Consider the following 22,117-nt stretch of genomic DNA (forward strand, 5'->3'; position numbering starts at 1 on the left):
TCAGTCGGGCTCACCGGGCCGGCGCGGCTTCGGATTGTCGGCGATCGCATAGACATCCCCTGCCGTCGCTCCGGCATCAAGCCTGCGCGCCCGCAGGTCGCGGTACACGGCGGCGCGCATGATCGTCATCGAGACCACCGGCGCCGTCAGCAGGATGAACACCGAGATGATGACTTCGTGGATCACGGGCCGCGACTGCGCCGCCGTGAAGTAGAGCATCGATGCCAGCAGCAGGCAGCCGGCACCGAGCGTGACGGTGACGGCCGGGCCGTGGATGCGCTGGTAGAAGGTGGGCAGGCGCAGCAGGCCGAGCGCGCCGATCAGGACGATGCTGGCGCCCAGCACCAGCAGCAGGGCCACCGGCAGCGCCGCCCAGGCGGGGATGTGCTCGATGCCGCTCATTCCGCTGATCATTCGATGATCTCCCCACGCATCAGGAACTTCGCCATCGCCACCGTCGACACGAAGCCCACCAGCGCGATCAGGATCGCCACCTCGAAATACACCTGGGTGCCGAAGCGGATGCCCAGCACCAGGGCCAGCAAAATGCCGCACATCCACAGCGTGTCCAGCGCCAGCACCCGGTCGTGCCCCGAGGGCCCGATCAGCAGGCGCAGTGCGCAGAAGCCCATCGCCACCAGCACGCACACCATCGCGTAGCCGATCGCCAGTTCAAGTACGGTTTGCATGGTCGTCCTCCGATTCGAAGATCTCGATGAGGGGCCGCTCGTAACGGCCCTTGATGGTATCGACCCACCACTGGCGGTCGTGCAGGTCGAACACGTGCAGCGACAGCTCGTGCTGCTCCGGCAGGATCTCCACCCACACCGTCCCCGGCGTCATGTTGATCAGGCAGGACAGCATCGCCAGTCCGTAGGGGTCGCGCAGCGTCAGCGGCACGCGGATGAACTGCGCATTCACGGTTGCATGGTCGCGGAACAGGATGATGCGGCACACGTTGAAGCTCGAGCGGATGATCTCGACCGAGGCCATGGCGGCCAGGCGCAGGATGGTCAGCGGTGCGCGCAGGCGCGGATAGCCGAAGGGCTGCAGCCGGCGCGTCAGCAGCGGCACTGCGATGCCCAGCGCCGCGCCGAACAGCAGGTTGGCCGGGTCGAGCGTCTGGTTGAGCAGCAGCCACAGCGCGCACAGGGACAGCGACACGATGGGAAAGGGCAGCCAGGGCGTCATCGCGCCTCCGGTCCCGGTACCGGTGGCGTGCCCAGCACCCGGTCGATATACAGGGCGGGACGGTGCAGAACGCTGCTGGCGCGCGCCAGGTAGTCGTAGACCGGCTGCGCCTGTATGGTCAGCAGCGCCGATGCCAGCAGCAGCCCCGCCACCGGCAGCGCTTCCGCGGCGTGCAGGCGCGGCGGGCCGAGGGTCTCGGCGGCTCAGAAGGTGCGCACGCCGAAGCGCATCAGCGAGACGATGGCGACCAGGCCGGAGAGGATCACCAGCGCCATCAGGGTCCAGCCGCCGGCGCCGATCGGCGGCAGCCCCGGCCCGGGGTTGATCAGGGCGTGGAACATGCCGAACTTGGCGACGAAGCCCGACAGCGGCGGCAGGCCGGCGATCATCAGGGCGCAGGCGGCGAAGGCCAGCGACAGGAAGGCCATCGCGGCCGGTACGCCCCGGCCCTTCGGTTCGGCCGGCGTGTCCTCGACGGCATACACTTCCATCGTCAGCGCCAGCATCGCGGCGCCCGGCGTGCGGATGCGGTCGACCAGTTCGATCAGGAGCACGAAGGCGGCAATCGCCACCGTGGAGGCGACGAAGTAGTACAGCCCGGCGGTCACGAGCGCCTGCTGGCCGTAGCCGGTCACGGCCAGCAGCGTGCCGGACGAGACGATCGCCGCATAGCCGGCCATGCGTCCGGCGGCGTCGGTGGCCAGCATGCCGGCCGCGCCGAACACGATGGTCGCCATTCCGCCCCACAGCAGGGCGTCGTAGCCGAAGCGCGCCGTGTCGGAGCTCCCTTCCGGGAACACCAGCAGCCAGATGCGCAGGATGACGTAGGCGCCGACCTTGGTCATCAGGACCAGCATCGCGGCCACCGGCGGCGAGGCCGCGGCATAGGTGGTCGGCAGCCAGAAGCCGAGCGGCCACATGGCGCCCTTGACCAGGAAGGCCAGCGCCAGCACCGCCACGCCCGCCTTGAGCAGGCCGGTGGCATGCGGCGGCAGCGTCCCGACCCGCTGCGCCAGGTCGGCCATGTTGAGCGTGCCCGTGGTGGCGTAGATCAGCGCGACGCCGATCAGGAACAGCAGGGCGGCGGCCAGGTTGACCGCGATGTACTGCATGCTGGCGCGCAGGCGCGCCACGTTGTAGCCGTGCAGGACCAGGCCATAGGAGGCGGCCAGCATCACTTCGAAGAACACGAACAGGTTGAACAGGTCGTGGGTCAGGAAGGCGCCGTTGATCCCCATGAGCAGGAACTGGAACAGCGAATGGAAATGCACGCCGATCCGGCCCCAGCGCGGCTGCGCGTAATGCAGGGCGGCCAGGGCCAGCACCGCGGTGAGCACCAGCATCATGGCCGACAGGCGGTCGGCCACCAGCGCGATGCCGAAAGGCGCGGCCCAGTTGGCGGCGAAGTAGGCCTGGATACCGCCGGCCCATTCGCCATCGGTGAGCAGCACCAGCGCCAGCGCATTCGCCAGCAGGCCCAGCACCGAGACATAGCTGGCCGCGAATTTCAGGCGGTGGCGGCCTTCCGTCAGCGGCGCGAGCAGGGCGCCGCACAGCAGCGGCAGCAGCACCGGGACGATCACGAGGTGGTGCATCCAGTCCAGCGTCATGTCTCGGGCTCCTCCCCATCCACATGATCGGTGCCGGTCAGGCCGCGCGCGCCGATCATCACCACCAGGTAGAGCGCCGTGGTGGCGAAGCCGATCACGATGGCGGTGAGCACCAGCGCCTGCGGCACCGGATCGGCCAGCGCGGCAGGGTCGGGCACCGTGCCGGCCGGGGTCAGCGGCGGCCGGTCCACGCTGAGGCGGCCCATGGCGAAGATGAACAGGTTGACGGCATACGACATCAGCATCAGGCCGATCAGGACCTGGAAGCTGCGCGGGCGCAGCACCAGCCAGATACCGGAGCCGAACACGATGCCGATCGCGAGTGCCAGCACGATCTCCATCAGCCGATCTCCTTGGTGGGCGGGATCGCCGCCAGCGCCGCGGCACTGGGCTTGCCGGCCAGCGGCGTGCGGCGGCTGCGCAGCGACTGGTGGGCCAGCGCCACCAGGATCAGCATGGTGGTGCCGACCACCACCAGGAACACGCCGAGGTCGAACACGAAGGCCGAGGGCAGGTGCAGCTCGCCGAGCAGCGGCAGCGTGAGGTGGGCGGTGTGGCTGGTCAGGAAGGGATAGCCGAACAGCCAGGCACCGATGCCGGTGCCGCAGGCGCTGACCAGGCCCCAGCCGATCCAGCGGTGCGGGCGCAGGCGCAGGTGCGATTCGACCCAGTCGGTGCCGGCCACCATGTACTGCACGATGAGGGCGGTGGCGAAGATCAGGCCCGCCACGAAGCCGCCGCCCGGCAGGTTGTGGCCGCGCATGAAGAAGTACACGGCGACCACGCCCATCACCGGCAGCAGGAAGCGCAGGTAGACCGACTGCACCATCAGGTAGCCGTCGCGCGCCTGCTGGCCCGGTTTCTGGCCGACCGCCGGGTCGACGTCGTTGGCCTGCTGCACCGGGATGGCGATGCTCTCCGGCGCCGGGCGGAAGCGGCGCAGCAGGGCGTAGACCGTGAGCGCCACCGCCGACAGCACGGTGATCTCGCCCATGGTGTCGAAGCCGCGGAAGTCCACCAGCAGCACGTTGACGACGTTGGCGCCGCCGCCTTCGGGCAGGGCGCGCCGCACGAAGAAGTCGCGGATGCTGGTTCCGCCCGCCTGCGGGGAAGTCAGGACCGCGTAGCTCGCCGCCGCCAGGCCCAGGCCGCCGGCAGTCGCCACCAGTGCGTCGCGCCCACGGCGCAGCCAGGCGCTCGGCGGGACGCGCGCCGCCAGGTAGGCAGGGCGGAAGCGCGGCGGCAGCCAGCGCAGGCCGAGCAGGATCAGGACCGTGGTCACCGTCTCGACCATCAGCTGGGTCAGCGCCAGGTCGGGCGCAGACAGCCACAGGAAGGTGGCGCTGGTGGCCAGCCCGGTGCCGCCGACCAGGGCCAGTGCCGCCAGCCGGTGGTACTTGGCCTTCCAGGCCGCGGCCACGGCGCAGCCGGCGCCGATCAGCCACAGCAAGGCAAACAGGGGATCGGCGCCGGCCGGTGGCGGCATGGCGAGATCGCGTACCGGCCCGGCCAGCAGCAGCGGCACGATCACCGTCGCCGCCATGAGCACCAGCAGCTGCGGCTGCAGCCTCCGGGTGCCGGCCAGGCGCAGCAGCCAGGCCGCGCCCTGCGACAGGCCGACCAGCACGTTCTCGTAGAGCTGGGCGCCTTTCAGGCGGTGCAGCACCGGCACCCGGTCGCGCTGCGCCAGCTCGAACCAGTTGCGCAGCACCAGGTAGCCGACCAGGCCGCCCGCCAGCGCGATCATGCTCATCAGGAGCGGCAGGTTGACGCCGTGCCAGATCGCCAGGCTGTATTCGGGCATGGTGGGGCCGAGGACCGAGTGCGCGGCCACCGCCAGCACGTCGCCCACCACGCGCTCGGGCATCACGCCCACCGCGATGCACAACAGGACCAGGCACTCGATCGGCACCCGCATCCAGCGCGGCGGCTCGTGCGGTTCGTCCGGCAGGTCGTGCGCCAGCGGCCCGAAGAAGACGCTGATGAAGCGCAGCGAGTAGATCACGCTGAACAGCCCCATCATGCCGGCCGCCACCGACATCCACCAGTTCTCGCTGCCGCCCACGACCATGGTCTCGGCGAAGAACATCTCCTTCGACAGGAAGCCGTTCATCAGCGGCACCCCCGCCATGGCCGCCGTGGCCACGATGGCCAGCGCCGCGGTGTGCGGCATGGCGCGCTTCAGGCCGCGCAGCTGGCGCATGTCGCGGGTGCCGCTCTCGTGGTCGACGATGCCGACCGCCATGAACAGCGAGGCCTTGAACACGGCGTGGTTCATGGTGTGGAAGATCGCCGCCACCACCGACAGCGGCGTCCCGATGCTCAGCAGGACGGTGATCAGGCCGAGGTGGCTGATGGTGGAATAGGCCAGCAGGCCCTTCATGTCGTACTGGAAGATCGCAAAGAAGGACCCCAGCAGCAGGGTGCAGACGCCGGCCGCGCCGAGGATCCAGGTCCATTCCTCGGTGCCGGCCAGCGCCGGCCACAGGCGGATCAGGAGGAACACGCCGGCCTTGACCATCGTGGCCGAGTGCAGGAAGGCGGACACCGGCGTCGGCGCCGCCATCGCATGCGGCAGCCAGAAGTGGAAGGGGAACTGCGCGCTCTTGGTCAGGGCCCCCAGCAGCACCAGCACCAGGGCCGGCACATACCAGTCGTGGGCGCGGATCCGGTTGCCGGCCGCCAGCACGTCTTGCAATGCGTAGCTGCCCGCGATGTGGCCGAGCAGCAGCACCCCGGCCAGCAGGCACAGGCCGCCGATGGTGGTGACCGTGAAGGCCATGCGGGCGCCGCGCCGCGCGTCGTTGCGCTCCTGCCAGTAGCCGATCAGGAGGAAGGAGGTGACGCTGGTCAGCTCCCAGAACACGACCAGCTGGATCAGGTTCCCCGACAGGACCACGCCGAGCATCGCGCCCATGAAGGCCATCATGTAGGCATAGAAGCGGGCGACCGGATCGCGCCGCGACATGTAGTAGCGGGCGTAGAGCAGCACCAGCACCCCGATGCCGAGCACCATGACGGTGAAGACCCAGGCCAGGCCGTCCATGCGCAGCACGATGTCGAGCCCGAAAGCCGGCAGCCAGGCGTAGCGTTCCTGCGGCACGGCGCCGCCTGCGATGAGGTCGAAACGGGAGACGGCCAGCGCCAGGGCTGCCAGGGTGGCGAGGCCGGCGACCGCGGCGGGACGGTCGCGCGAGTCGCCGGGCATGCAGGCTGCAACAAAAGCGGCGCCGAAAGGGAGCAGGAGCAGTATCAGCAGCATCGCGCCCGGCTCCTGGCTGGGCGCCGGCGCGCCGGAGCGTCAGCCATCGTCGCTGCCCTCCCGCACCAGCAGGGTGTCGCAGCCGAGATGCTGGAGCAGATCGTCGCTGCGCTTGCCCATGAAGACGCGCGCCACGCCCGAATGGCGGTGCACGCCGAGCACCACCAGCTGGACCATGTTCTCGAGGACGTAGCGTGCCACGGCTTCCACCACCATCGCCACCACGATGCGTTCATAGCCGCCGCGCGTACGCTGGCGCACGACCAGCAGCGGCTGCGCCAGTTCCCGTGCAAGGCGCGCGGCGGTGGAGCCGAGGAACAGCTGCAACGGGCGGTCGCAGCGCGCGCTCAGGTCGCTTGCCAGCAGCAGGCGCCGTGGCGGAAGGGCAGGGGGGCTGTCGTTCACGCGAAGCTCCATGCTTGAGCAGGTGGCAAATGCGCCTACTGTACCGTTTTTGCATGGATCGGGCGACGCGTTACTACGGGCAAATCGAGTTGTCCCATGGGAAACAATCTCGCGCCTGGCCCTGCTGCTGGCCGGCCCGACGCAGGTGCAGAACCTTGGTCGATCCCATCATCGAATTGAGATCATTCGCCCGGTGTGGAAATCATCGCAGCGCCCAGGCGTCGAACGGATAGCGCAAGCCCATTCGCGGAGATGCGCACTGCCGTCTCACTGCGTTTCGCAGGCGCGAGTGGCGGCGGGCAGGGCCAGCCAGTGATGCATCCTCGTCGTCCAATAGGCACGTTCCGGCGCTGGAAAACGCGGGTCCGCAAATCCTCCCGCCGACAGCGCGACGAATTCCTGGTTCGCGTCCGACCAGGTGAGCAGGGTGGTCCCGCAGTCCGGGCAGAACGCGAACGAGAGCCTGCGGCCCGAGGCTCTCATCCGCGTCCAGACGGATTGGCGGCCCGTCACCGTGACCTCGGATGCCTTGAAGCGCGCCCTGTACGCGAACACCGTGCCGGAAAGCTTCTGGCAGTCTTCACAACAGCACAGGTAGACCCCTAGGGGCTCACCGGTGACGCGCGCATGAAGCTGTCCGCAAGCACATGCGCATTGCCGGCTGCGATCTTCGGCATGCAAGGTGTCAGACATGGTCGCCCTTCAGCAGCTTGAAGAGCGCGGCCACTTGCTGCTCACCGAACCCGGCCCTGACCGCCTTGCCGAAGATATTCGCCAGGAATGCCGGGATCTCCCCGTCGATGCCTGCTTCCTGCGCATGGCGTGCCATTGTGTCCGCGGTCTCGGCCACGATACGAACGCTGCTCTGCGCGTCATGGTAGGTCTCGTTCGCAATGGTGTTGGCCTCATGATTGACCATGTGCGTCAGTGTCGGTGCAAGCTGCCCGAGCATCGCTCCGAACGATGCGACCGGAAGCCCCTCCGCACGATACACGTTCGCGCCGTGGTAGAAGCCGAGCAGCGCGCAGAACAGGTACGACAGGATCGCGATATCCGCCGTCGCAGCGAGGCCGGCCGGCTGGCCGAGATAGGCCACATTGGACGCCAGCGGGCTCAGGACCGGCCGCGCCTTCAGCCAGGCCTCTTCCTGGCCCGACACGAGGATCGCCGCTTGCTCAGTGCCGATTTGCGAAGGCGTCGCCATGATGGCCCCGTCGACATACTCCACCCCGCGCGCCCTTGCCCAGTCGTCGGCATCGCGCGCATCCTGTGGCGTCCCGCTACTGAGCTGGATCAGCAGTTTTCCTTCGAGCGCCGAGCCGATACGAGGGTCGGCGAGCACCGCGTTGGCAGCCCCGTAGTTGGTCACACAGACGATGACGACGGGGCTGGCCTGCACCGCTGACACCACGTCGGAGACGAGGCGCATGCCGGCAAGCTGCGGCAGCCGCGCGTTTGGCGCCGTGCGGTTCCATGCCGTGAGCGCGAAACCCGCGTCAGCCAGTCGCCTGGCCAGGGCCAGTCCCATTGCCCCCAATCCAATGACAGATACATCACTCATTTCTACATTCCTTTCAGATCAAGCCTCATATCGCTGTTCGGCGAATTCGCCGGTCATGATCTTCAAGGATGCGTGCGCGGCCGTCGCGTCCATTTGCACGGCGCCGAGCAGGAATGCACGAGATTTATCCGGCTCGAGCGGGTGATAGAATCGGGCTTGGTGCATCGAGAGAGCGGCGGCCATGACAACCCAACTTCCCTTCCCTGACGTATTCCGCCAGCACGGACGAGAACTTCACGGACGAGAACCTGCCGGCACGCGCGTGCGCGTGGCGGTGGAGCGAAGAAATGCCGGCATCGTCGACCTGGCGGCAGGCGCGGAACATCTCGTGCGCGTCCAGGCGGCGCCCGTCACCGGTGCCTGCGCCGTGGACAGCTTCCACTACACTGCGGGCGACATCGATATTCTGCCCGCGGGCCGGGCGGAGCAGTGGGAGGAGTTCTCGCCGAGCGTGACACTGGCGGTAAGCGTCCCCCATGCGATATTGCGCCAGGCGGCCGACCAGGTTGGCATCGGCGCGGCGCTGACGGGGCTGGAGCCGCGCTTTGGCTTGCGCGACCCCCGAATCGAGCACGTCGCGTGGGCACTCAACGCGGAGCGTGAAGCAGCTTGTCCGAACGGCAGACTTTATTCGGACTTCCTGGCAATGGCGCTCGCCGTGCACCTGCTCGGAAAATACCGGGCGCCGTCCCGTGTGCATGGCGGCCTCCCGCAGCATGTCTTGCGCCGGGTGACGGCCTACATCGAGGAAAACCTGGACCAGGAGCTTTCCTTGGCCAGCCTTGCCGCCCTGGCGGACCTGAGCACCTCTCATTTTGGTGTGCAGTTCAGGAAGTCCGCCGGAATGCCCGTACACGAATACGTCATCCGGCGCCGGGTCGATCGCGCCAGGCAGCTGTTGCGGAACGGCGCCCTGCCCGCCAGCCAGATCGCCTTCGACACCGGATTTGCGCACCAGAGCCACATGGCCCGCTGGATGCGGCGTATCCTGGGCGTGAGCCCGAGCCAGGTACGCGACCAGGGCTGAGGCCTTCCCGCAATACGCTGCTGTCCTGCCGCGCAGCCTACTGATCGGACGGATAGCGCAGGCCGATCTGCCCACGGATACGGTCGAGCAGCGTCATGACCGACAGCGTGTCCTCGTGCGTCATCAGCGGATGCTCGATCAGGCCCTCGCGCAGGCAGCGGCCGGCTTCGATGGCCTCATGGGTGTAGCCGTTGCCGAGGTAGGGCGTCGGGACGGTGCGCGAGGAGCCGTCCTGCAGCTCGACGGTGATGCGCTCGGCCAGGTGGAACAGGCGGTGCATGCGGATGCTGCCGCCCGTGCCGGAGACGATCAGCTCGGAAGCCGAGCGCGCGCGGATCGAGCAGCTGCAGACCGAGAGCGTGCCGCCGCGGTGCTTCATGATGAAGGCGGTGCTGGTGTCGACGCCGCTGTCGCCCACGATGGCTTCCGCATGGACGCTGTCCGCCTTGCCCAGCAAGGCGCAGGCAATCGACAGCGGGTAGATGCCGAGATCGAGCAGCGCGCCGCCGCCCAGTTCGCGCTTGTTGATGCGGTGCTCGGGATCGGTGGTGGCCGAGAAACCGAAATCCGCATGCACCTGCGTGACCGTGCCGATCTCGCCGGAAGCCATGATGCGCTTCACCTCCGCCAGGGCCGGCAGGAAGCGCGTCCACATGGCTTCCATCAGGAACAGGTTCTTGGCACGCGCCAGCGCCACCATCTCACCGGCCTCGCGCCGGTTCATGGCAAAGGGTTTTTCGCACAGCACGGCCTTGCCGCCGCCCAGCGCCAGCAGGGTGTTTGGCGCGTGCATCGGGTGCGGCGTGCCGATATAGATGATGTCGACGCCCTCCGCGTCGGCCAGTTCCTCATAGGAGCCGCAGGCCCGCTCGGCGCCGAGTTCGCGCGCGAAGGTCTGCGCGCTGTCCAGCGTGCGCGAGCCCACCGCCGCCAGCACCGCGCCGGGCGCGTGCCTCAGTCCGAGTGCGAAGGCGCGCGCGATGCCGCCTGTGCCCAGGATGCCCCATCGTACCGTGTCACCCATCAGAGTTCTCCCTTGAGGAATCGCCATGAGCAGCATACTCCCGGACGCCGGAGCTGGGAATGGCGTGGGCTTCAGTAATAAAATCGCTTGCAATTAAATAGTGCGCTATATACAATTGTGTAGTGCACTATCTAATCGTTAAGTAGGCAACCGGGCAAGTGCCCTCAACCAGCAAAGGAACATCATCATGGCAATCGAAAAAGTCCTCTACCGTGCAAGCGCCAAGGCCACCGGCGGCCGCGACGGCCGTGCCGTCTCGTCCGACAACGCACTCGACGTCAAGCTGTCGACCCCGAAAGAACTCGGCGGCGCGGGCGGCGGGGGTACCAATCCGGAGCAACTGTTCGCCGCCGGCTACTCGGCCTGCTTCCTCGGCGCGATGAAGTTCGTGGCTGCGCGCGACAAGCTGAAGATCTCGCCGGACGTGTCGGTGCAGGGCAGCGTCGGCATCGGTCCGATCCCGAGCGGTTTCGGTATCGAGGTGACGCTGCAGATCAGCCTGCCGGGCGTGCCGGAAGAGGAAGCACGTTTGCTGGTGGAGCGCGCGCATCTCGTTTGCCCGTATTCGAATGCGACGCGCGGCAACATCGACGTGAGCCTGGAACTGATTTAATGATCTGAAGTAATGCGGCATGTGTATGCCGCATATTCGTACTTCATATATTTCACAATTCGGTGCACCCGATAATGTCAGTGGGTGCGGGAATTGTTATGGCGGGAAATACGGTTTCGGAATAATGCCGAGTTCGTATTTCCCGCTATTTTTTTATCCGTCCTTTATCAAATAGGGGCCGTTTCGAGGCGGCCTCGGCAGAAAGAGTGAAGAACAAACTCAGCAGTAAATCCGTTTAACTGCACGCTTTTGCAGCAATCTGCCGGGCTTTCTCCTTGGTTTCGTAGTGCTTCGCCAATAGAGTTGTCATGTTTTCGTCGACGGAAAACAACAAGCGCAAATATTTTTCCGCACGGCAAACACAGATTTTTTCCGGTCGTTAAAATTGCCTCCCATCAGCTTTCTGACGCCAACTAATTGCGGTTGGCGTTTGCATTTCAGGGCGCCTTGGCAGTTTTTAATCACCCAAAAAATTTAACAATTCGGTTCTTTCAATGCACACCACTGTTTCTGCACCACGTTCGTATTCTCTCGCGCAGACCCAGCAGTACGCGCTGCCGGTCCTGTTCGCGCTGTTCGGCCTGATCATGGGCTCGTGGGCCGGCCGCATCCCGGCCCTGGCCGAGCGTGTCCAGGTGTCCCACTCGGCGCTGTCGATGGTCTTGCTGTGCGGCGGCCTGGGCGCCGTCGTCTCCTACCCGATCTCGTCCTTCCTGATGGGCCGCTTCGGCGCCCGCAAGTCGCTGCTGATCTCGGGCATGGCCCTGCTGTGCGTGCTGGTGTCGATCGGCATGGCGCCGACCGTGCCGCGCCTGATGCTGTCGGTCCTGATGCTGGGCATCACCGCCAGCACCTTCGACGTCGCCATCAACTCGGCCGCGACCAAGCGTGAGAAGCAGACCGGCAAGTCGGAACTGTCGATGTTGCACGGTATCGGCTGCGCCGGCGGCCTGGCGGGCGCGACCTTGGGCAGCCTGATGGCCAGCATGAAGATCGCCCCGGCCACCCACTTCCTGATGCTGGCCGGTCCGCTGGCCCTGGCGCTGTGGGGCGCCTTCAACATGATGGACGCCGACGACAGTGTCGAGAAAGTCGAGAAGAAGTCGTTCTCGCTGCCGCGCGGTCCGCTGGCGCTGCTGGGCCTGCTGGGCTTCCTCGGTTCGATGTCGGAAGGCAGCATCGCCGACTGGAGCGGCGTGTTCCTGAAAGAGCACTTCGGTGCCTCGGACGGCCTGGCGCCGCTGGCCCTGTCGGCGTTCTCGGTCATGATGCTGCTGTCGCGCATGGTCGGCGACAAGATGAAAGTGCGCTTCGGCGCCCAGCGCCTGGTCAAGATCGGCGCGCTGGTGTCGGCATCCGGGCTGTTCTTCGCCGTGATGGCCCCGAACGCCTACGTCGCCCTGGGCGGTTTCGCGATCGCCGGCCTCGGCCTGTCGCTGCTGTTCCCCTTCGTGTTCAGCGCGGCCGGCGCACAAGGCCCGATGGCCCTGGCCGCCGTCGCCAGCATGGCCTACAGCGGCAGCCTGATGGGCCCGCCGGTGATCGGCGCCGTCGCCCACTTCGTCGGCATGCGGGCAGCGATCGCCTACGTCGGCGGCCTGTCGCTGGTCATCGCCTTCGTTGCCAGCCGTACCAAACTGCTGAAGTAACGGTTTCGCCAGCCAGGGGCCGGCACCCACTCCTCGCACGGCGCAAGCCGGCTTCCAACGCAGACCGCGCCCCGCGCCGTCTGCGTTTTTTTTGCGCTGGCCCAAGCCAGCCTGGGTTTGCACACCGCGCCGGGGCCTAAACGGGGGTCGAAGAGCGGCACCCGGAAAGACGGTATGATCGAGGTATTGCCCTGCCTGCCTACTGGCCGACCATGCTCCAGACACCTGCCTCCTTCACGCCGCTGTTCGCACCCCGTCCCGATCCCGCACCCCTGCGCTTCCTGTTCCACGGCGGCAGGCTGCTGGTGCGCGAACACGACCTCGCCCTGCCCGACGCCGCGACCCTGGAGCGGCTGGAGGTGGACCGCGCCCGCCTGCAGCCGCTTGGCCTGCATGGCGAACGCTATTGCGAGACCGGCTGGTTCGACAGCGAACCCGCACTGCCGCCGGGCTATGCCTTGCGCGGCCTGCGTTCGCTGTTTACGGACATGGATGAAGCGCTGCTGGGATTGGCGGCGCGCGCCGCCCAGGTCGCCGAATGGGCGCGTACCCACCGCTTCTGCGGCGCCTGCGGCAGCGGCACCGTGCTCGCCGCCGGCGAGCGCTGCTACAAGTGCGTGCAGTGCGGGCACATGGCCTACCCGCGCATCTCACCGGCCATGATGGTGCTGATCAAGAAGGGCGACAGCGTGCTGCTGGCGATGCACGTCGCGTCGCCCACCAAGCGCTTCGTGCCGCTGGCCGGCTTCCTGGAGGCGGGCGAGTCGGTGGAGGAAGCGATCCACCGCGAAGTGTATGAGGAAGTGGGGCTGCGGGTGCAGAACCTGCGCTACTTCGCCAGCCAGTCCTGGCCCTTCCCGCATTCGCTGATGCTGGCGTTCACGGCCGACTACCTGGACGGCGAGATCCGGGTCGATGCCTCGGAAATTTCGGAAGCGCGCTGGTTCGGGCCGGATGACGAATGGCCCGAACGGGTGCCGCACATATCGGTGTCGAGCGTGCTGGTCGACGCGCACCGTCCGCCGGGACGCTAGCCCTCAGCCCCGGGCCGGCACGCTGTCCGGCGTCGTGCGCGCGGCCGGCTGGGGCTTGGCGCCGGTGCCGCGCAGTTGCACCGCACGCTGCAGCAGGTCGAACCAGAAGGGCGCGCCGAACAGCGTGGTGCCGGCGGTGATCAGCCAGCCGGCCACCTGCAGCGCGAAGGCGCTTGTGAGCTGCGGCGGGAAGCTGCGCCAGCCGATCGGCATCGCCCACAGCTGGCGCAGCGCTTCGGCGTCGAGCGCTCCCGGGGCCGCCTTGATCTGCGCCGCCAGCGCCGGGTTCTGCCACAGGGTCTGGAACAGATGGATGCTGTCGATGTTCAGCATGATCGTCAGCAGCAGGGCCAGCAGGAAGGAGATCAGCAGCTGGCGCCGCTTGTAGACGCCGGACAGGCGCTCCATCGCGCTGTTGAACCAGCCGGCGATACCGTCCTGGAAACGCTGCAGGTCGCCGCCGGCCTGGCGGTGCAGCGCCAGCAGCACGCGTTTCACCTGCTCGTCGGGCAGGGCGTCGATGGCGGCCTGCAGTGGAATGGCCGGGTTGCTGCGCAGCGAATCGAGCAGCGCGATCGCGAAGTGGGCGGGTTCGATGTACGATGGTTTGACGGACAGCGGACGCCGGGCCTTGCCGCCGCCGTGGGGATTGACCAGCGGATGGTCGTACAGGCTCTGCGCCAGCGCTTCGCAGCGCGGATCGTCCAGCATGCGCTTGACGGCGTCGAGCAGCATGTTGGCGCGCAGGCTGAAGGCTGCAGCCAGCGCTTCCTGCACGGTACTGACGACCAGCGCCAGGGTGCCGTAGCAAAACGTCAAACCGATGGCGACTTCGAGGACGGTGCTGCCGAACATGGCGATCTCCCAGGCGAGGAACCACCTTCCACGCTACGCTCGGCCCAAGGTCGGCACATTAACTTTGCTCAATAAACCGGCAGTGGCTGCTGCCCTGCACGCATTTTCTATATACTTGCGGCAATTGATTTTTTAAGGTTCACCATGTCTGACAAAGAAGCTTTCACCGAACAAGACTGGCGCCGCCTGCTGGCCAGCCTGGGCGAAGATCCCGACCGTCCGGGCCTGCAGGAAACGCCGCACCGCGTGGCGAAAGCCTGGAAACACTGGACCTCGGGCTACACCCAGGATCCGGTCGAAGTGCTCAAGGCCTTCGAGGACGGCGCCGAGGAATACAATGAATTGATCGTGGTGCGCAACATCCCCGTCTACAGCCATTGCGAGCACCACCTGGCGCCATTCTTCGGCAAGGCCACGGTCGGCTACCTGCCGAACGGGAAGATCGTCGGCCTTTCGAAGCTGACCCGCCTGGTCGACATCTTCTCCAAGCGCCTGCAGGTGCAGGAACGCATGACGATCCAGATCGCCAACGCGCTGATGGAAGTGCTGGAACCGAAGGCGGTCGGCGTGGTGGTGAAATGCCGCCACCTGTGCATGGAAAGCCGCGGCATCCGCGCCATCGGCGAGGAAACCATTACCTCGGCCATGCTGGGTGAACTGCAGCCGAACCTGGCGCTGCGCACGGAATTCCTCGCTTTGGCGCGCGACTAGGACTAAGCTGATAGTAATCGGACCTCCGGCCGGGCCTCGCGGCCGGGCTCGCCTTGGAACCTGTTCCGGATCGCCGATCTCCAAGTAATTTTCGGAGGGCGCGCCATGGAACGTCCGGCTTATCCCAGCGATATTTCCCGCGAACAGTTCGAGCCTGTACGCAGCATGCTGGAAGCGGCGCGCCGCAAGACCCGCCCGCGCAAGCATGACCTGTACGACGTGTTCTGCGCCGTCCTGTATTTCCTCCATACCGGCGCTACCTGGCGCAGCATGCCGCCGGGTTTCCCGCCCTGGCGCACCGTGCACGAATATTTCACGCAGTGGACCATGCTGCGCGACGCCGACCGCAGCCTGCTCGAAAGCGCACTCGAGAAGTCCGGGCGCGAGCTGGAACTGACCCAGTTGCGCCGTTTGCTCAACCGGCGTTGAGCTGACGCAGGAGTGTGCGACATCGCTTACACATTGTCACAATCTGTTGCACTTCTCGAAAAGTGCGGCGGCCAAGCTCGGCTACTCTAAGAATGTGCCAATATTTTATCTTCGAGCCGGCGCCGCGCAGTGGCTGATGGCGGCCTGGTCGCGCGTCTACCTGGGGGGGCACTGGCCGAAGGACATGGCCGTTGCACTGTGCATGTCGGCAGCGATGGCCTTGCTGGTATCGACCCCGGCAGCGCGCGCGTATTGCGCGTCCTTGTTGCCGGTAACGGAAAACCTGTACCGCCGCGTGCTGGCGGTACCGATCGGGCGCGGCTGGCTGCGTCCCTGAAAAGTAGGCTAGCGCGGCCGGCAAGGTAGCGGCCGCCATTGCGTCGTACGAGGGGATCCAACGCACGCAGGACGCGTGGACGGGTTCTCGTGCCGGCCGCGCTTTCCTACCTCGTCTTCTCAGCTCCCGCTTGCATTGGCCGCCTCGAATACCAGCTTGTCGTGCTCGTCGAGATGGAAACTGCCCAGCGCCTGACCGGTGACGGCGCTCGCGTCCGGCGCTTCCAGTTCGGTACAGCCCTGGGTGTCGACCTGCCAGACATCCTCGCCCACGCGCAGCGTGTACACATTGGGACCGCTTGCGAACAGCTCGATCTCCAGGCCCGGCAGGGATACCTTGCCCAGCTCCATCTGGCGCTGGCAGTCCGGCATCCGGGCGGCGGTCAGGCGCAGCGTCGCCTCCTTGCTCCAGAAATAGTCCTGCACCACGCGCAGGGTCAGCGCATGCTCCTTGCCCTCGATCTGGTAGCTGGCCCAATCGTTGACGCAGCCGGCCAGCAGCAGCGGTGCAAACAGTGCCGCAGTCAGCGGGCGAAGCAGGATGGATGGCATGCGCATGGCGGTTCCGTTGTCAAAAGATGCATGAGTGCATCGCCTGACGGAGTATAGAAGGGGCATCGGATGGGCGCAACCGCGCGCACCTTGCCCAGACGTTCAGAAATCGACCCCCAGCGTAAGCGAACCGATGGTATGGCGCGGCACCGGCACCGGCGCGCGGAACTCGGCCGTGCGGCGGGTGGCACGCAGCTGGGCGAACCAGGGGCCGTGGTCGCGGCCGCGCGTGCCGGGAAAATCGAGGCGCAGCCCGGCCGTCAGGTCGCCGACCCAGCGCCGCGGCTTCACGCCCGGGTCGTCCTTCCAGGGCCGCCCTTCGAGGAACAGGTTGTAGGCCATGCCGCGCGCCTCCGCGCCCAGCACCAGCGTGCACTGGACCCAGCGCCAGCGGCAGGCCGTCTCCACGCCCGTCACGCGGTTGACGATGCCCGGCGGGGCGGGCGCGACGAGCGGCAGGTTCTTGCCGATCGTGATGCTCAGGCCGACCGCGGCATAGCTCATGATGTTGCCGGCGGCCAGGCGCCAGTGGCCGGCCGTGCGCAGCTGCAGGTCCCCCGCCAGCTGGCCGGAAAGCAGCGGCAAGGCCGAGCGCCGCTCGGCCGAGACCAGCAGCGACAGCGACTTGCCGACCTGGTGGTCCCAGCCTTGCGGCGCCGGGCGGTCCATGATGCGGTGGAACAGCTTCTGGGCCGGTTCGGCCAGCGACAGCTTGCCGGTGATGCCGGCCTGGGCCGTCAGGGTCGTGATCGCGGCGCCATCCGGCGCCAGGAACAGCCACTGGCGCTCGGCGTAGAGCAGGCCGGCCCAGGGACGGTCGAAGGGCTGCGGTGCGGCGATGGTGATGTCGGCCGGGGTGTACATCAGCTGGCCGACGCTGTGCTGGGACAGCATGAAGCGCGCATCGCCGCAGCCGAACAGGCGGCAGGCTGCATCAAGCCAGCGCCGCACCAGCTCGCCGCGCTCGTCCTGGGGCGTGCGCGCGCTGAACTGGATGCCGTTGGTGTAGTAGCGGTCGGTCTTGAACCAGCTGTCGTTGTCCAGGGTGACGAAGCGGGCTTCCTGGGCCGCACAGGGAAGCGCCAACAGGAGGGCGGATACCGCAATGATGCGCATGGTTGTCCTTTCTTGCTCGAAACATCTCCCAGTCTTGTGCCTGCGGTAAAGCGGTTCTTGATCATGCACAGCAAAGCCGCGGATTCGAGACGGACACCGTGGTTCCGGGTTTTGCGCGAAGATGGAACCCAAGGAGCGCAGATCATGAAGCACGAACAGACCAAGGAAGACATCGAGCTGCTCACGCCCGCGGGCGGCAAGCCGGTCAAGATGTGGACCCAGGGCGTCCCGGTCGAGGCCGAGGCGAAGGAACAGCTCGAGAAGCTGGCGCAATTGCCCTTTGTGTTCCATCACGTCGCCGTGATGCCGGACGTCCATGTTGGCAAAGGCTCGACCATCGGCAGCGTGATCCCGACCCTGGGCGCGGTGATTCCGGCTGCGGTCGGCGTGGATATCGGTTGCGGCATGATGGCCGCCAAGACCACCCTGCGCGCCGGCGACCTGCCCGATAACCTGCACGGCTTGCGCAGCGCCATCGAACAGGCGGTGCCGCACGGGATGTCGCCCAGGACGCGCGGCCACAAGGGCCGCGACGTCGGTTCCTGGAGCAACCCGCCGCCGCCGGTCAATGCCGGCTGGGCGAAGTTGAAGGGCGAGTTCGACGAGATCTGCCGCAAGTACCCGAAGCTGCGCGGCACCAACAACTACAAGCACCTGGGAACGCTAGGCGGCGGCAACCACTTCGTCGAGGTCTGCCTGGATGAGGAAGGCTCCGTCTGGGTGATGCTGCACTCCGGCTCGCGCGGCATCGGCAATGCGATCGGCACCCATTTCATCGAGCTGGCGCGCCAGGACATGCGGCGCCACATGGTCAACCTGCCCGACCAGGACCTGGCCTACCTCGAGGAAGGCACCCAGCACTACGACGACTACGTGGAAGCGGTCGGCTGGGCGCAGAAGTTCGCGCGCATCAACCGCGAAGTGATGATGCACAACGTGATCCGGGCGATGCGCGAGGTGATCACCAAACCCTTCGAGACGCACGTGGAGGCAGTCAATTGCCACCACAACTATGTGCAGAAGGAGAAGCACTTCGGCAAGGACGTGTTCGTCACGCGCAAGGGCGCGGTGTCGGCGCGTGAAGGTGAGCTCGGCATCATTCCGGGCTCGATGGGCGCGAAGAGTTTTATCGTGCGCGGCAAGGGCAACCCGGAAAGCTTCAACAGCTGCAGCCACGGCGCCGGGCGCGTCATGAGCCGCACCGAGGCCAAGCGCCGCTTTACCAGGCTGGATGCCGAACGCGCCACCGAGGGCGTGGAATGCCGCAAGGACGAGGGCGTGATCGACGAGATCCCGATGGCCTACAAGGACATCGACGCCGTCATGCATGCGCAGCGCGACCTGGTCGAGGTCGTGCACACCCTCAAGCAGGTGGTCTGTGTAAAGGGTTAGGCGGACGCAGGATGTGCAGCAGTTCGGCCGGCGTGCCGAACTCGCGCTCCGGCGCCACCCGCCGCAGCGCCTCGATCGGCGCATAGCCCCAGCTTACCGCGCCGAAGGCCACCCCGGCCCGGCGCGCGGCATCGGCGTCCAGCGCCTGGTCGCCCACGTACAGCGCATGCGCCGCCGGCACCGCCGCGCGTTTTATTACCTTGCGGATGCGTCCGGCCTTGCCGAACACCGACATCCCGCATTCGTAGTGCCCGAACAGGGCGCTCAGGTGCGGGCCCAGCACCAGCCGCACGTTCTGCTCCGAATTCGAGGATACGATCGCCAGCCGCACGCCTTCGCGGTCCAGCCCGTGCAGCGCTTCCCTCACCCCCTCGAACAGCGGGATGCGCGCCGCGTTCTCGCGCATCAGGCCGATGAAGCTGCGCGAGGCCAGCGGCAGTTTCCAGGCCGGCATGCCGACGTGGCGCATGATCGCGCGGGTGTCGTGGTGGCGCAGGTCCTGGGCCTCGGCCGCGCCGACGCGCCGGAAGCCGTGCTCGTCGGCGATCTGGTTGAACACGCTGATGAAGAAGGGGAAGGAATCGGCCAGCGTGCCGTCGAAGTCGAAAATGGCAAGGCGGTAGGACATGGGACCATTATAGTCTCCGCCGTTCAGGCGGTGCCGCCGTTGGCGCGCAGCACCTGGCCGTTGATCCAGCCCGACTCCTCGCTCACCAGGAAGGACACGATGCGCGCGATGTCGCCCGGCTCGCCCAGGCGCTCGAGCGGCGGCAGCCTGGCGAAACCCTCGATCTGCTCCTGGGTCTTCCCCGTGAAGAACAGCTCGGTGGCGACCGGCCCAGGCGCCACCGTGTTGACGCGGATGCGGCGTCCGCGCAGCTCCTTCGCGAACACGGCGCCCATTGCTTCCACCGCCGCCTTGCTGGCGCTGTAGATGGCGTAGCCGGGCAGCTTCATCGCCAGCACGGAGGTTGAAAAATTCACGATGCGCCCGCCGTCGTTCAGGCGGCGCGCCGCTTCGCGCAGGGTGTTGAAGGTGCCCTGCACGTTCACCCCGAAGGTCTGGGCGAACAGCTCGTCGCTGGTGTCGGCCAGCGGCATGGTCTTTAGCACGCCGGCATTGTTCACCAGGACGTCCACCTTGCCCAGTTCGCGCTCGGCGCTGTCGAACAGTGCGCGCACGTCCTCCGCGTTCGCGACATCGGCCTTGACCGCGATCGCGCTGTGGCCGCAGGCGTGCAGGGTCGCGACCACGCGATGGGCTTCGGCCTCGTTGCCGGCATAGTTGACGACCACCTGGTAGCCGTCTTCGGCCAGGCGCTGGGCGAGGGCGGCGCCGATGCCGCGCGAGGCGCCGGTGACGATCGCGACCGGCCGGGTGTCCTGGTTCATGCTGCCTCCTTGTGGTGAGTGGATGCCTTCATGATGGACTATTATCGGAAAAAGATAATTAGCTTCTGCGCAGCAAGATTATTCCGCTTCGCTCAACAATCTGAGGGTAAAGGACAGCGCCTCGCCATCGCCTGGCACCCACAGCCGGTCCGCCACGCCGGCCGCGCGCGCCGCATCCAGCAGTTCGCGGCGCGTTACCGGGCAGTGGCTCAGCGCCTCCAGGTGATTGGCCACCACGCTGCCGGTCGTCACCCGCATCAGGCGCATCACTTCTTCCGTGTTCATGATGATCTCGTGCCCCAGGTCGAAACGGGCGCCGCCGGCCGGCACCAGGCACACGTCCGGCTGCCGGCGCGCGACGAAATCCAGTACCTGCGGCGTCAGGACCGTGTCGCCCGACAGATAAAGCGTCGGCTCGCCCGGCATCTCGATGAAGTAGCCGACCCCGTGTTCCATCAGCAGGGCCACTGCGCCGCGGCCGTGGCGGCAGGGCACCGTGGTGACCTGGCCGCGCAGGAAGGGCTGCGGCGCGTGGCCGCAGCCGGCCAGTGGCTGCACGTTCAGGCCGCGACCGCGCAGGTAATCCGAGTCGTGCGGCGTGCAGATGACCGGGATGGCGCGCTCGCGCAGCCAGCGCTTGCCGGCGCGGTCGAGGTGGTCGAAGTGGCCCTTCTGGCAGTGCGTGATGAGGCAGTGGGTGACGCCGTCGAGCAGGGCGTCGCTCGCTTGCGGCAGGTCGACGGTCGGGTTGCGTGCGCGCCCGCCGCCGAACTTCAGCGCGGGCAGGGCGTGTTTCGGCGCCAGCATGGGGTCGACCAGGATGCGGTAGGGACCGAGTTCGATGATGGCGGTGGCATTGCGCAGCTGGGTGATCTTCATGGGATGCTCCGGTTCGAGGGAATGAAAGCATTGTCCGCCGGCGCGCCATCTGCTTAAATGGCAGGGATCGACATAAACCATCCATTTCACGCCATGGACACCACTCCGCTCCGCGTCGGTCTGCTGCTCTACCCGGGCTGCATGCCGGCCGGGCTGCTTGCCTTCGCCGACCTGCTGCACGCCGCCAACCGCCGCGCGGGCCGGCAGCTGTTCGAGACCCTGTACGTGGCCGCTTCGGGTGATATCGTGGACTGCGCGCACGGCCTGCGCCTGCCGGCCCAGGCCCGGCTCGATGCGGCGGAACTGGACGCGCTGCTGGTGCCCGGCTTCTGGACCGAATCCGCGCGCCAGGTGGAAGCGGCGCTGGCCGACAACGCGGGCCTGGTCGCCGCCATCGGCCGGCTCGGCAAGGGCGTCATGGTGTGGAGCTACTGCACCGGCGTGTGCCTGGCGGCGGCCGCGCGCCGGCTGGAGCGGCAGCCCGCGACCATCACCTGGTGGCTGGCCGACGCCGCGCGCGCGCGCTTCCCGCGCGTGGACTGGCAGGTCGAGCGCACCTGCGTGTTCAATGAACACAGCGCGACTGCCTCGGGCGTCAACGGCTATCTTCCGATCGCGCAGGCCCTGATCGAGCAGCGCCTCAGCATCGACGCCTACCGCGACCTGACCCGGCTGATGGTGCTGCCGCGCCCCGAGCGCACCCACCAGGCCTTCCAGACCGTGAACCTGATCGGCCAGCCCGGCCGCCTGATGCAGCGCCTGCACGACACGGTCGAGCGCCTGCCCGCGTTCGAGGTGACGCTGGCGCGCCTGGCGCAGGAACTGGGGACGACCGAACGCACCCTGTCGCGCAAGGTCGGCGCGGCCACCGGGACGCCGGCGGCCAGCTGGGTGCGGCGCATCAAGCTGAACCAGGTGAGCGAGCGCCTGATCCACACTTCGGCGCCGGCCAGCAGCATCAGCGCGGATCTCGGTTTCAGCAGCGATGCCAGCATGCGCCGCATGTTCAAGGAAGTCACCGGCATGACGACGGCGCAGTACCGCCAGGCGTTCGGACGGAACTGAGCAGATCAGCGCTT

Annotated in this window: 24 protein-coding genes and 2 pseudogenes; 9 read left to right on the plus strand and 17 right to left on the minus strand. The window is 67.1% G+C overall.

What is annotated here, in order from left to right; translation table 11 throughout:
* From mnhG to AC56LK_RS20910, 10 genes and pseudogenes are all read right to left on the minus strand, one after another.
* On the minus strand, positions 1 to 414 hold the full coding sequence (mnhG, locus tag AC56LK_RS20865) for a monovalent cation/H(+) antiporter subunit G (protein ID WP_497186396.1): 414 nt from the start codon (positions 412 to 414) through the stop codon (positions 1 to 3).
* A complete protein-coding gene (locus tag AC56LK_RS20870; RefSeq protein WP_497186397.1) occupies positions 411 to 689 on the minus strand; it encodes a K+/H+ antiporter subunit F in 279 nt (92 codons plus the stop codon). The genes mnhG and AC56LK_RS20870 overlap by 4 nt, the downstream gene beginning before the upstream one ends.
* On the minus strand, positions 673 to 1,191 hold the full coding sequence (locus AC56LK_RS20875) for a Na+/H+ antiporter subunit E (protein WP_497186398.1): 519 nt from the start codon (positions 1,189 to 1,191) through the stop codon (positions 673 to 675). The genes AC56LK_RS20870 and AC56LK_RS20875 overlap by 17 nt, the downstream gene beginning before the upstream one ends.
* Positions 1,188 to 2,801, minus strand: a pseudogene (locus AC56LK_RS20880) (monovalent cation/H+ antiporter subunit D). Before AC56LK_RS20880 ends, AC56LK_RS20875 begins: the two are co-directional and overlap by 4 nt.
* Positions 2,798 to 3,142 carry a Na+/H+ antiporter subunit C gene (locus AC56LK_RS20885; RefSeq protein ID WP_497186399.1) on the minus strand — a complete coding sequence of 115 codons (345 nt, stop codon included), beginning with the start codon at positions 3,140 to 3,142 and terminating at the stop codon, positions 2,798 to 2,800. The pseudogene AC56LK_RS20880 and the gene AC56LK_RS20885 overlap by 4 nt, the downstream one beginning before the upstream one ends.
* Positions 3,142 to 6,063 carry a monovalent cation/H+ antiporter subunit A gene (locus AC56LK_RS20890; RefSeq protein WP_497186400.1) on the minus strand — a complete coding sequence of 974 codons (2,922 nt, stop codon included), beginning with the start codon at positions 6,061 to 6,063 and terminating at the stop codon, positions 3,142 to 3,144. The genes AC56LK_RS20885 and AC56LK_RS20890 overlap by 1 nt, the downstream gene beginning before the upstream one ends.
* Positions 6,064 to 6,102: 39 nt before the next feature.
* A complete protein-coding gene (locus AC56LK_RS20895; RefSeq protein WP_497186401.1) occupies positions 6,103 to 6,468 on the minus strand; it encodes a universal stress protein in 366 nt (121 codons plus the stop codon).
* Positions 6,469 to 6,735: 267 nt separating this feature from the next.
* A complete protein-coding gene (locus AC56LK_RS20900) occupies positions 6,736 to 7,161 on the minus strand; it encodes a GFA family protein (RefSeq protein WP_497186402.1) in 426 nt (141 codons plus the stop codon).
* Positions 7,154 to 8,029: an NAD(P)-dependent oxidoreductase gene (locus AC56LK_RS20905; RefSeq protein WP_497186403.1), complete on the minus strand. Its 876-nt coding sequence runs from the start codon at positions 8,027 to 8,029 to the stop codon at positions 7,154 to 7,156. Before AC56LK_RS20905 ends, AC56LK_RS20900 begins: the two co-directional genes overlap by 8 nt.
* 18 nt (positions 8,030 to 8,047) lie before the next feature.
* A complete protein-coding gene (locus tag AC56LK_RS20910; protein ID WP_497186404.1) occupies positions 8,048 to 8,212 on the minus strand; it encodes a hypothetical protein in 165 nt (54 codons plus the stop codon).
* Between AC56LK_RS20910 and AC56LK_RS20915 the strand changes: the two genes are divergently transcribed.
* On the plus strand, positions 8,211 to 9,056 hold the full coding sequence (locus tag AC56LK_RS20915; protein ID WP_497186405.1) for an AraC family transcriptional regulator: 846 nt from the start codon (positions 8,211 to 8,213) through the stop codon (positions 9,054 to 9,056). The two genes, AC56LK_RS20910 and AC56LK_RS20915, sit on opposite strands and share 2 nt — an antisense overlap.
* A 37-nt stretch (positions 9,057 to 9,093) precedes the next feature.
* On the opposite strand, the gene AC56LK_RS20920 is transcribed toward AC56LK_RS20915, so the two are convergent.
* Positions 9,094 to 10,080, minus strand: coding sequence for a Gfo/Idh/MocA family protein (locus AC56LK_RS20920; RefSeq protein ID WP_497186406.1), 987 nt, complete (start codon positions 10,078 to 10,080; stop codon positions 9,094 to 9,096).
* A 187-nt stretch (positions 10,081 to 10,267) separates the two neighbouring features.
* On the opposite strand from AC56LK_RS20920, the gene AC56LK_RS20925 reads away from it, so the two are divergent.
* From AC56LK_RS20925 to nudC, 3 genes are all read left to right on the plus strand, one after another.
* Complete coding sequence (locus AC56LK_RS20925; protein ID WP_497186407.1) at positions 10,268 to 10,693, plus strand: organic hydroperoxide resistance protein; 426 nt, start codon at positions 10,268 to 10,270, stop codon at positions 10,691 to 10,693.
* A 494-nt stretch (positions 10,694 to 11,187) separates the two neighbouring features.
* Positions 11,188 to 12,342 (plus strand): MFS transporter, encoded by a 1,155-nt coding sequence (locus tag AC56LK_RS20930; protein WP_497186408.1) that lies wholly within the window; start codon positions 11,188 to 11,190, stop codon positions 12,340 to 12,342.
* A gap of 212 nt (positions 12,343 to 12,554) precedes the next feature.
* The gene (nudC, locus tag AC56LK_RS20935) at positions 12,555 to 13,376 is read left to right on the plus strand and encodes an NAD(+) diphosphatase (RefSeq protein ID WP_497186409.1); all 822 of its coding nucleotides are present in this window, start codon (positions 12,555 to 12,557) and stop codon (positions 13,374 to 13,376) included.
* A 3-nt stretch (positions 13,377 to 13,379) separates the two neighbouring features.
* On the opposite strand, the gene AC56LK_RS20940 is transcribed toward nudC, so the two are convergent.
* Positions 13,380 to 14,231 carry a hypothetical protein gene (locus AC56LK_RS20940; protein WP_497186410.1) on the minus strand — a complete coding sequence of 284 codons (852 nt, stop codon included), beginning with the start codon at positions 14,229 to 14,231 and terminating at the stop codon, positions 13,380 to 13,382.
* A 144-nt stretch (positions 14,232 to 14,375) separates the two neighbouring features.
* On the opposite strand from AC56LK_RS20940, the gene folE reads away from it, so the two are divergent.
* From folE to AC56LK_RS20955, 3 genes and pseudogenes are all read left to right on the plus strand, one after another.
* Positions 14,376 to 14,942 (plus strand): GTP cyclohydrolase I FolE, encoded by a 567-nt coding sequence (folE, locus tag AC56LK_RS20945; protein WP_497186411.1) that lies wholly within the window; start codon positions 14,376 to 14,378, stop codon positions 14,940 to 14,942.
* Positions 14,943 to 15,047: 105 nt separating this feature from the next.
* Positions 15,048 to 15,323 (plus strand): annotated as a pseudogene (locus AC56LK_RS20950) (transposase); the annotation flags it as partial.
* Between the two features lie 184 nt (positions 15,324 to 15,507).
* The gene (locus AC56LK_RS20955; protein ID WP_497186412.1) at positions 15,508 to 15,708 is read left to right on the plus strand and encodes a hypothetical protein; all 201 of its coding nucleotides are present in this window, start codon (positions 15,508 to 15,510) and stop codon (positions 15,706 to 15,708) included.
* Between the two features lie 119 nt (positions 15,709 to 15,827).
* Here the strand turns inward: AC56LK_RS20955 and AC56LK_RS20960 are convergent, their stop codons facing one another.
* Positions 15,828 to 16,265, minus strand: a complete 438-nt coding sequence (locus AC56LK_RS20960; RefSeq protein WP_497186413.1) for a hypothetical protein — start codon at positions 16,263 to 16,265, stop codon at positions 15,828 to 15,830.
* 96 nt (positions 16,266 to 16,361) lie between these two features.
* Entirely contained in the window at positions 16,362 to 17,375 is a 1,014-nt protein-coding gene (locus AC56LK_RS20965; RefSeq protein ID WP_497186414.1) for a lipid A deacylase LpxR family protein, read from the minus strand.
* Between the two features lie 144 nt (positions 17,376 to 17,519).
* Here AC56LK_RS20965 and AC56LK_RS20970 point away from each other — a divergent pair, with 144 nt between their 5' ends.
* Complete coding sequence (locus tag AC56LK_RS20970; RefSeq protein ID WP_497186415.1) at positions 17,520 to 18,767, plus strand: RtcB family protein; 1,248 nt, start codon at positions 17,520 to 17,522, stop codon at positions 18,765 to 18,767.
* Here AC56LK_RS20970 and AC56LK_RS20975 read toward each other — a convergent pair.
* From AC56LK_RS20975 to AC56LK_RS20985, 3 genes are all read right to left on the minus strand, one after another.
* Positions 18,739 to 19,395 carry an HAD hydrolase-like protein gene (locus tag AC56LK_RS20975; protein WP_497186416.1) on the minus strand — a complete coding sequence of 219 codons (657 nt, stop codon included), beginning with the start codon at positions 19,393 to 19,395 and terminating at the stop codon, positions 18,739 to 18,741. The two genes, AC56LK_RS20970 and AC56LK_RS20975, sit on opposite strands and share 29 nt — an antisense overlap.
* A gap of 23 nt (positions 19,396 to 19,418) precedes the next feature.
* On the minus strand, positions 19,419 to 20,159 hold the full coding sequence (locus AC56LK_RS20980; protein ID WP_497186417.1) for an SDR family oxidoreductase: 741 nt from the start codon (positions 20,157 to 20,159) through the stop codon (positions 19,419 to 19,421).
* 78 nt (positions 20,160 to 20,237) lie between these two features.
* Entirely contained in the window at positions 20,238 to 21,038 is an 801-nt protein-coding gene (locus AC56LK_RS20985; protein ID WP_497186418.1) for an MBL fold metallo-hydrolase, read from the minus strand.
* 93 nt (positions 21,039 to 21,131) lie between these two features.
* On the opposite strand from AC56LK_RS20985, the gene AC56LK_RS20990 reads away from it, so the two are divergent.
* Positions 21,132 to 22,103 carry a GlxA family transcriptional regulator gene (locus tag AC56LK_RS20990; protein WP_497186419.1) on the plus strand — a complete coding sequence of 324 codons (972 nt, stop codon included), beginning with the start codon at positions 21,132 to 21,134 and terminating at the stop codon, positions 22,101 to 22,103.
* The last annotated feature ends 14 nt before the right edge of the window (positions 22,104 to 22,117 follow it).

This window comes from Telluria sp. ZB4P36 (genome assembly GCF_059685865.1).

Coding starts and splice junctions, on each gene's coding strand:
- mnhG (WP_497186396.1), bottom strand. CDS start 414: ATGATCAGCGGAATGAGCGGCATCGAGCACATCCCCGCCTGGGCGGCG.
- AC56LK_RS20870 (WP_497186397.1), bottom strand. CDS start 689: ATGCAAACCGTACTTGAACTGGCGATCGGCTACGCGATGGTGTGCGTG.
- AC56LK_RS20875 (WP_497186398.1), bottom strand. CDS start 1,191: ATGACGCCCTGGCTGCCCTTTCCCATCGTGTCGCTGTCCCTGTGCGCG.
- AC56LK_RS20885 (WP_497186399.1), bottom strand. CDS start 3,142: ATGGAGATCGTGCTGGCACTCGCGATCGGCATCGTGTTCGGCTCCGGT.
- AC56LK_RS20890 (WP_497186400.1), bottom strand. CDS start 6,063: ATGCTGCTGATACTGCTCCTGCTCCCTTTCGGCGCCGCTTTTGTTGCA.
- AC56LK_RS20900 (WP_497186402.1), bottom strand. CDS start 7,161: ATGTCTGACACCTTGCATGCCGAAGATCGCAGCCGGCAATGCGCATGT.
- AC56LK_RS20905 (WP_497186403.1), bottom strand. CDS start 8,029: ATGAGTGATGTATCTGTCATTGGATTGGGGGCAATGGGACTGGCCCTG.
- AC56LK_RS20915 (WP_497186405.1), top strand. CDS start 8,211: ATGACAACCCAACTTCCCTTCCCTGACGTATTCCGCCAGCACGGACGA.
- AC56LK_RS20910 (WP_497186404.1), bottom strand. CDS start 8,212: ATGGCCGCCGCTCTCTCGATGCACCAAGCCCGATTCTATCACCCGCTC.
- AC56LK_RS20920 (WP_497186406.1), bottom strand. CDS start 10,080: ATGGGTGACACGGTACGATGGGGCATCCTGGGCACAGGCGGCATCGCG.
- AC56LK_RS20925 (WP_497186407.1), top strand. CDS start 10,268: ATGGCAATCGAAAAAGTCCTCTACCGTGCAAGCGCCAAGGCCACCGGC.
- AC56LK_RS20930 (WP_497186408.1), top strand. CDS start 11,188: ATGCACACCACTGTTTCTGCACCACGTTCGTATTCTCTCGCGCAGACC.
- nudC (WP_497186409.1), top strand. CDS start 12,555: ATGCTCCAGACACCTGCCTCCTTCACGCCGCTGTTCGCACCCCGTCCC.
- AC56LK_RS20940 (WP_497186410.1), bottom strand. CDS start 14,231: ATGTTCGGCAGCACCGTCCTCGAAGTCGCCATCGGTTTGACGTTTTGC.
- folE (WP_497186411.1), top strand. CDS start 14,376: ATGTCTGACAAAGAAGCTTTCACCGAACAAGACTGGCGCCGCCTGCTG.
- AC56LK_RS20955 (WP_497186412.1), top strand. CDS start 15,508: ATGGCGGCCTGGTCGCGCGTCTACCTGGGGGGGCACTGGCCGAAGGAC.
- AC56LK_RS20960 (WP_497186413.1), bottom strand. CDS start 16,265: ATGCGCATGCCATCCATCCTGCTTCGCCCGCTGACTGCGGCACTGTTT.
- AC56LK_RS20965 (WP_497186414.1), bottom strand. CDS start 17,375: ATGCGCATCATTGCGGTATCCGCCCTCCTGTTGGCGCTTCCCTGTGCG.
- AC56LK_RS20970 (WP_497186415.1), top strand. CDS start 17,520: ATGAAGCACGAACAGACCAAGGAAGACATCGAGCTGCTCACGCCCGCG.
- AC56LK_RS20975 (WP_497186416.1), bottom strand. CDS start 19,395: ATGTCCTACCGCCTTGCCATTTTCGACTTCGACGGCACGCTGGCCGAT.
- AC56LK_RS20980 (WP_497186417.1), bottom strand. CDS start 20,159: ATGAACCAGGACACCCGGCCGGTCGCGATCGTCACCGGCGCCTCGCGC.
- AC56LK_RS20985 (WP_497186418.1), bottom strand. CDS start 21,038: ATGAAGATCACCCAGCTGCGCAATGCCACCGCCATCATCGAACTCGGT.
- AC56LK_RS20990 (WP_497186419.1), top strand. CDS start 21,132: ATGGACACCACTCCGCTCCGCGTCGGTCTGCTGCTCTACCCGGGCTGC.